Consider the following 7,497-nt stretch of genomic DNA (forward strand, 5'->3'; position numbering starts at 1 on the left):
GCTCATCGCGGTGCACCTTGCGCGAACAGCCGGCGCAGCGCGGCATCGGCCGGCGCATCCAGGTAATGCACGGTGTGGCGGATGCCGGCGGCCTGCCAACGCGCCTGCCGCGCGCGCTGTGCGTCGGCGAAGCGCTGCAGGTAGTCGGCGCGCATGGCCGCACCGTCGCCGAGCAGCTCCTGACCGGTTTCCGGATCGCGGAAGCGATGGCCGCCATCGAACGGGAAATCGCGCTCGTCGCAGGTCAGCACCTGCAGCTGCAGTACCTCGCGGCGTGCGGCGGCGAATTTTTCCAGCGCGCCGGCCAGTTCCTCGTCGAATCCGTCGCCGATGGACATCAGCAGGTCGTGCGCGGCGATGCGTTCCCACAACGGCCGCAGCGTGTCCAGCCCGGGCCAGCGGCCGCCGGCGCGCATGCCGTGCAAGGCCAGCCACAGCCGGTCGCGTTGGCGGCTGCCGACACCGGCCGGCACCGCGACCAGGCCGCCGCCATGCAGGGCGTACAGCCCGACACGGTCGCCCTGCTGCAACGCCACCTCCGCCGCGCAGGCGGCCAGCGTTGCCATCGTGTGCAGGCGGGTGTGCTCGGGCCGCGCGCTGTCGGCCTGCCCGGCTGATGCGGTGGCGTCCAGCAACAGCCATAGCGTCAGCGGGCTTTCGCGCTCGGCTTCGCGCACGAAGAAGCGGTCCGAGCGTGCGTAGAGTTTCCAGTCGATCTGGCGCAGCGCATCGCCCGGCTCGTAGGCGCGATATTGCGCAAACTCCAGCCCGGCACCGCGGCTGCGGCTGGCGTGCTGGCCGATCCCGTGCGCGCCCTGCGCCTGACGTGCACGCAGCTGCAGGCCGCGCAGGCGGCTGCGCACATCGGCGGGAATCAGCGACGGCAACGGCATCTGCGCCACGGCCCGATCAGGACGGGAACGGCACGGCGTGCAGCAGCGCGGCAATCACATCGTCGGCACTGCGTTGTTCGGCTTCGGCGGCAAAGGACAGCAGCAGGCGATGCCGCATCACCGGCGCGGCCAGCGCCAGCACATCCTCGCGCGTGGCAGCGAGCCGGCCATGCAACAGCGCACGCGCCTTGGACGCGAGCACCAGCGACTGCCCCGCGCGCGGGCCGGCGCCCCATTTGATCCACTGGCGCACCGCATCGCTGGCCTGCGGGCCGGGCCGGCTGGCGCGCACCAGGCGATTGATCCAGGTCAGCAGCTCTGCGCCCACATGCACTTGCCGCACATGCTGCTGCAGCGCCTGCACGCTGGCCGCGTCCATCACCTTGGGCACCTGCGCGCTGACGGTGCCGGTGGTCTGGCTGAGGATGTCGCGCTCTTCCTGCTCGCTGGGGTAGTCCACGCGCACATGCACCAGGAAGCGATCCAGCTGCGCCTCCGGCAGCGGGTAGGTCCCGGCCTGCTCGATCGGGTTCTGCGTGGCCAGCACGAAGAACGGCGCCGGCAACGCATAGGTGGTGCCGGCGTAGCTGACGGTGCGCTCGCTCATCGCTTCCAGCAGCGCGGCCTGGGTCTTGGGCGGGGTGCGATTGAGTTCGTCGGCCAGCAGCAGGTTGGTGAAGATCGGGCCTTGCTGGAAGCGGAAATGCCGGTGCCCGGTGCCATGGTCTTCTTCCAGCAACTCGGTGCCCAGGATGTCGCTGGGCATCAGATCCGGGGTGAATTGCACGCGCCGGAACTGCAGCTCCAACGCCTGGCCGAGCGAGCGCACCAGCAGCGTCTTGCCCAGCCCGGGCGCGCCTTCCAGCAGGCAGTGGCCGCCGGCCAGCAGGCCGATCAGCAGCTGCTCCACCACCGCCTCCTGCCCGACCACGGCCTGCGCCAGTGCCGCGCGCAGCACGCCAAGTTGGGAGAGCTGCCGGGTAAGGGTGTCGTCGTTGGGGGAAGTCATGGGAAACGTCTCGTTGCGGGACTGCTGGCGTAGGAGCGCGCTGGCGCACGATGCGGCGTTACCGGTACGGCATCGCGCGCCAGCGCGCTCCTACAGGGTGGTTTCAGTTGGTCAATGCATACATCACGATGTTCACTGCGAACTTGGTGTTGTCTTCGGCCAGGAAGCGTTTGTTGCGCCAGTCGTAATCCCATTCGCAGCCGTAATCCTTGTTGCTGTACAGCACGCCGAGCCGGCCGTCGATGCTGATGCCCCTGAGATAATCGTGCACCAGGTCGTCGCCCCAGCCATTGAGTTCGAAACTGGTGGCCGGCGGACCGTCGGGGAACGTGAAGAATGCGCTGTAGAGACGATGGTTCCTGGGCAATTTCTGCAGCGCGGTCCTGCCGAAGATGGAGGCCATCTGCGCCTCGAACGAGGTGGCGAACAGGCCGTCGATATCGTGGTTGCAGTCGTCCACGAACACGAAACCGCCGTTGCGTACGTAGTGCTCGAAATTGCGCCGCTCGGCCGGGTTGAACTCCACCAGCTTGTGTCCGGACAGATAGCAGAACGGCGCCTGCACCATGCGCGGATCGGCCAGGTCCAGCACATGTTCCTCCGGATCCACGCGCAACTGTGTGTAGTCGATCAACGAAGTGATCAGGTTGGACGGCATGCGCGCATCCACATCCCAATCCCCGGAGTCATAGCGCAACCGGGTAAACCAGAAATCGTAGTTGCCGGCCGCACGCACACGCTGCGGTAGCGCCAACGTCGCGACGCTGCCGAGCAACAACCCAAGGAAATGGCGGCGGGAAGCCGGGAGCTTGGAGCCAAGAATGGAAGCCGGCGGCGCAGGCGCAGGGAAAGCATCGGGCTGCGTAATGCAGCCTTTGCGTTCCCATTCCCGATTCCCGACTCCCGATTCCCCGCTCCTACTCACACCGCATCCGACAACGAGGTAAACGTGAAATCACGCAGCCGCATCGGCGGAATCATCATCACGTAGCTGGATTCATCGCCGGCCACGCGCACCGGCTTGCCCAGCTCGTCGATGTTGTTGAGCATGATGATCGGCGATTCGTTGAAGCGGAAATTCTTTACCGGGTACTTGATCTGCCCGTTCTCGATGTAGAACGTGCCGTCGCGGGTCAGCCCGGTCAGCAGCACGGTCTGCGGGTCGACCATGCGGATGTACCAGGTGCGCGTGACCAGGATGCCCTTCTCGGTACCGCGCACCAGCTCGGCGATGTTCTTCTCGCCACCGGCCATCAGCAGGTTGCCCGGCTCGCCGACCGCCCGCTTGCCGTTCTTCTGCGCCCAATAGCGCGAATACTGCAGGTTGGCGACCTTGCCGTTCTCGACGATGGACATCTTCTCGCGCGGCAGGCCCTCCTCGTTCCACGGCAGCACCGCTGCACGCGCATCCCACGGGTCGGCGCTGATGTTCACGCGCGGGTCGTAGACCTGCTCGCCCAGCTTGTTGCCGCCGCCCTTCTTGGACAGGAAGCTGCGGCCTTCGTCGGCCATGCGCGCATCGAAGTAGCGCATCATGAAAGAGATCAACCCGGCCGCTGCCGCCGGCTCCAGGATCACGGTGTACTTGCCCGGTTCCAGCGCCTTGGCTTCGGCCGAATCGCTGGCCTTGCGCATGGCGATGCGGATGTCCTGCTCGGCCTTGAAGTCGGCCGCGTCTTTCAGGTTACGGCCCACCCAGCCCGAGCCGCGGCCATCTTCGGTACGCACGGTGCAGGTGTAGTCGAAGCGTGCGCCGCGCTGATAGCCGAAGTTGCCCTTGCTGTTGGCGAACGCGGTGAAGTTCTGGCCATCTTCCAGGAAGCCGGCCGCGATCAGGCCCTTGCCCTTGCAGGGGGCGATCGAATCGGCGGCGACCTGCGCGCGGAACGCCGGGTCCACTGCGGCGGTGGAGTCGCTGAAGGTGGGGCTGGACTGATAGGTCTGCTTGTCGACCGCCGGCATGAACTCCGGGTTTTCCGGTGCCAGCCGCGCCAGGTCTTCGGCACGGCGCACCACGCGCTCCAGCGAGGCGTCGTCGAATGCGTTGATGGTGGCGATGCCCACGCGCTTGCCGAACGCCACCTGCACCTGCAGGTCGGTGTTGTCGACGATGCCGCTGGTGGACACGTTGTTGAGCGCGAACCGGATGTTGCCGTCGATCGAGCCGGTGAGGGTGGCGGTGCACTCGTCGGCCTTGGACAGCTTGACGACCTTGTCCAGGATGGCCTTGGCCTGCGCTTGGGTAAGGATGCTCATGTGGGTTTCTCCTGTCAGCCGAGCGAGCGGGCGGTGCTGATGACGTTGATGCCATCGAAGCGGGCGGTGGACGAACCATGCGAGACCGCCGAGACCTGGTTCGGCTGGCCCTTGCCGTCGAAGAACGAACCGCCCAGGCGGTAGTCGCGCTGGTCGGCCACGGCGCTGCAGGCGTTCCAGAACTCCGGTGTGCGGATCTGGTAGGCCACGTCTTCGAGCATACGGGTGATCGCGCCGTTCTTGATCTCGTAGAACAGCTGGCCACCGAACTGCGCGTTGTAGCGCTGCTGGTCGATGGAGAACGAACCGTCGCCGATGATGTAGATGCCGTTTTCCACGTTCTTGATCAAGTCGCTCACGCTCAGCGGCGTCTTGCCGGCGGCCAGAGACACATTGGCCATGCGCTGGAACTGCACGCTGGACCACGAATCCGCATAGCAGCAACCATCGGAGGCGGTCTTGCCCAGGATGTGCGCCTGATCGCGGATGGCCTGGTAGTCCACCAGCTTGCCGTCGCGGATCAGGTCCCACTGCTTGGTCTTGACGCCTTCGTCGTCGTAACCCACCGCGCCCAGGCTGCCGGGCTGGGTCTTGTCGGCCAGGATATGCACCTTGTCGCTGCCGTACTGGAAACCGGCCTTGAGCTTGTCCAGCGTGGCGAAGCTGGTGCCGGCATAGTTGGCCTCGTAGCCGAGCACACGGTCCAGCTCCAACGGATGGCCGACCGATTCGTGGATAGTGAGCCAGGTGTGCGAGGGGTCCAGCACCAGGTCGTATTTGCCCGGCTTCACCGACGGCGCCTTGAGCTTTTCCTGCGCCTGCTTGGCCGCGGCGATGGCGTCTTCCTTCATGTCGTAGGACAGTCCGTAATTCACCACGCCATTGGGCGAGACGAACTTGCCCGAGGCGGCGCCATCCAGGTATTCGTAGCCCAGGCCCATCGGCGCGGACAGGCCATCGCGGGTGCGGAACTTGCCGCTGGCCTTGTCGATGGCGGTCACGCTCATCGGCGTCCAGATGCGGTGCACGTCCTGGTCGATGTAGGAGCCGTCGGTGCTGGCGAAATACTTCTGTTCATTGACCACGAACAGCATCGAGTTGACGAAGCTGGCGCCGGCCGCGGTGGCTGCGGCGTTGACGCCGAGCAACAGGTCCACCTTGTCCTTGATCGGCACCTCCATCGCGTTCTTCTTGATTGGCGTCTTCCAGCTGACCTCGCCCACGCCCGGCGTCGGCGCCAGTTGCACCGGTGTGCCCTGCACCTTGGCATTGGCCTTGGCGATGGCCGCGGCCTGCGCGGCGGCCTTGGCCACGCCTTGCTCGGTCAACTCGTTGGTGGCGGCAAAGCCCCAGGCCCCGGCCACGATCACGCGAATGCCGACGCCGATGGATTCGGTGTTGACGACATTCTCCACCTTGTCTTCGCGGGTGATCACGAACTGGCGCAGATAGCGGCCGATGCGCACATCGCAATAGCTGGCCCCGGCCTGGCGCGCCGCAGTGAGCCCGGCGTCGGCCAGGCGCTTCTTGCGGCCCACATCGAAGGGCGTCAACAGCTGTTCGGCGGCAATCGCCTTGCCGAAGGCGGCCGGCACGACCAGCCCGCCCATGGTCAGCCCGGTGAGGGCCAGGAAATCACGTCGCTGCACGGGCAACTCCCCCATAGATCCGCGCGGCGCGCGGTGAGTGGTGACGCGCGGATGCTTCTCCACGCGGTATCGCCGATTCTTGCCGGGCGAAGAATGCTGAGTCAACTGACTTTCGGCAGGGGGGCGTGTGGATGAATCGCTTGGCATAACCGGCGCGCATCGATGCCTGGCGAGCGCGGCTGGCTGTGTTCGATGACTGTGCTTGTACTTTGGAATGGTCCCGCGACGGTGGGCGGGCAAGGCCGGTCACGACGGTCGGTGTGCATGGTTGCAAGCAATGCATGAAGTGGATTGCTTGATAACGGTGCGTCGGACGAGTGTGCTGATGCAAGCCGAGCAATAAGCTTCTGGGAAGGCAACCGACCAACATTCCGGTGCGGTGTCCTTGCCGATTGCGGGACCGTGTGGCGGCATGGATGCCGCCACTGAGCCTATACGGACGTACTTGCGGGGTGTCCCGCGAGCGGTGAGGGCACCGCGCCATCGACTAAGGAAACTCTGAACAACTCCCCCCGATCCTGCGACAATCGCACAGAGGCACCAGGACGATGACGATGCAACTGACCTTCGGCGACGCGGAGTACAACANATACCCCGAAAACATGCCGAAAACGGCAAAAAACCGGGGGGTTGAGCGCCCTCAGCGCGGCGGATGTGGCGTGTTTCGTTTTCCGGCTGCGTTGATCAGACCATCCCTAACCAGGCTTTTGACCGCATTTAAACAACCAGGACGTCGATACCGGCAGATACTATATCAAGAGCCTGCTGCCGGATAACCCGGAGATCTGGAACAACGACTCTGCGAAAAATCAAGCGGAACCCCAAAGATCATGAATATGATGGCATCCATTCGCGAGGCCTGTATGCGAATCATGTTCAAGCTGACCAGATGGTCACTATCCATACGAATGCAGCATCTAATGCAGGCACTGCTCAGACCACTGCCTCAGGCAGTCGCTTATTTTATAATGGCAGTAAAACAGGTGCCTCCACCTTGGCATCGAACCTTACCGTCGGCCATGCGCAGGATCATCTGTGCGCGGCGCGACACGGCCGCCGGCAAACTGTGCGAGCGGGCCATCGACTCCAGTTGCAAACGATCGTCGGCGCTGACAACCAACGGTTGGCGGGTCGTCCCATGAGCGAGCGCTCCAGCTTCCAGAGGTCATCCTTGGACAACGCCAGATAAGAAAAGTTACATGCGGAACGCCATACTAGACTGCCTCCGAATGCGCCCATGCTGGATCGAATACGGATCCTCTGATTCGGCGAGTCACGCCCGCATCGAAGAATCCAAGATTCATTTCACCGGAAAAGTGCCAGCTGGTTTTATCCATGTTGGCTGACCCCACAATAACCAATGCGCCGTCAACCGCCATGAACTTTGCGTGGCTAGCCCCATTGCCTGTGCCGTTACCATTGGGCACGGGATTATCCGGTATCATTGGATTCTTGAAATACCGCACATCCAGGAACTCCTTTGTCTTGACGGATCGAGACAGTCTCGGGGCTGCGCTTTTGTTGGTTCCACCGGCAATGGGGTTGTTTACGCGCTCGTCATTGAAGCCTTTCGACAACAGCACTTCTACGCTAAGGCAACGCTGATCAAGTAGTCGCAACGGCCAGCGAACTGGCCGATCCGGCTCATGACGCACTTGGATCTACGATCAGCCGTCCTTCCATGCCCGTT

The 7,497-nt window shown here is 64.1% G+C and carries 6 protein-coding genes; all 6 read right to left on the reverse strand.

What is annotated here, in order from left to right:
- Positions 1 to 2: 2 nt before the first annotated feature.
- The 6 genes from XCSCFBP4642_RS0101525 to XCSCFBP4642_RS26190 all read right to left on the reverse strand — a co-directional run bounded on the left by XCSCFBP4642_RS0101525 (position 3) and on the right by XCSCFBP4642_RS26190 (position 7,384).
- Positions 3 to 893 (reverse strand): DUF58 domain-containing protein, encoded by an 891-nt coding sequence (locus tag XCSCFBP4642_RS0101525; protein ID WP_029218231.1) that lies wholly within the window; start codon positions 891 to 893, stop codon positions 3 to 5.
- A 16-nt stretch (positions 894 to 909) separates the two neighbouring features.
- A complete protein-coding gene (locus XCSCFBP4642_RS0101530; protein WP_029218232.1) occupies positions 910 to 1,902 on the reverse strand; it encodes an AAA family ATPase in 993 nt (330 codons plus the stop codon).
- A gap of 103 nt (positions 1,903 to 2,005) precedes the next feature.
- On the reverse strand, positions 2,006 to 2,827 hold the full coding sequence (locus XCSCFBP4642_RS0101535) for a DUF4159 domain-containing protein (RefSeq protein ID WP_029218233.1): 822 nt from the start codon (positions 2,825 to 2,827) through the stop codon (positions 2,006 to 2,008).
- A complete protein-coding gene (locus tag XCSCFBP4642_RS0101540) occupies positions 2,824 to 4,158 on the reverse strand; it encodes a TldD/PmbA family protein (protein ID WP_029218234.1) in 1,335 nt (444 codons plus the stop codon). Before XCSCFBP4642_RS0101540 ends, XCSCFBP4642_RS0101535 begins: the two co-directional genes overlap by 4 nt.
- A gap of 14 nt (positions 4,159 to 4,172) precedes the next feature.
- The gene (locus tag XCSCFBP4642_RS0101545) at positions 4,173 to 5,807 is read right to left on the reverse strand and encodes a TldD/PmbA family protein (protein WP_029218235.1); all 1,635 of its coding nucleotides are present in this window, start codon (positions 5,805 to 5,807) and stop codon (positions 4,173 to 4,175) included.
- 1,214 nt (positions 5,808 to 7,021) lie between these two features.
- On the reverse strand, positions 7,022 to 7,384 hold the full coding sequence (locus XCSCFBP4642_RS26190) for a phospholipase D-like domain-containing protein (protein WP_160170348.1): 363 nt from the start codon (positions 7,382 to 7,384) through the stop codon (positions 7,022 to 7,024).
- Positions 7,385 to 7,497: the final 113 nt, after the last annotated feature.

Origin of the sequence: Xanthomonas cassavae CFBP 4642 (assembly GCF_000454545.1) — a bacterium.
Lineage (GTDB): Bacteria > Pseudomonadota > Gammaproteobacteria > Xanthomonadales > Xanthomonadaceae > Xanthomonas > Xanthomonas cassavae.

Coding starts and splice junctions, on each gene's coding strand:
- XCSCFBP4642_RS0101525 (WP_029218231.1), bottom strand. CDS start 893: ATGCCGTTGCCGTCGCTGATTCCCGCCGATGTGCGCAGCCGCCTGCGC.
- XCSCFBP4642_RS0101540 (WP_029218234.1), bottom strand. CDS start 4,158: ATGAGCATCCTTACCCAAGCGCAGGCCAAGGCCATCCTGGACAAGGTC.
- XCSCFBP4642_RS0101530 (WP_029218232.1), bottom strand. CDS start 1,902: ATGACTTCCCCCAACGACGACACCCTTACCCGGCAGCTCTCCCAACTT.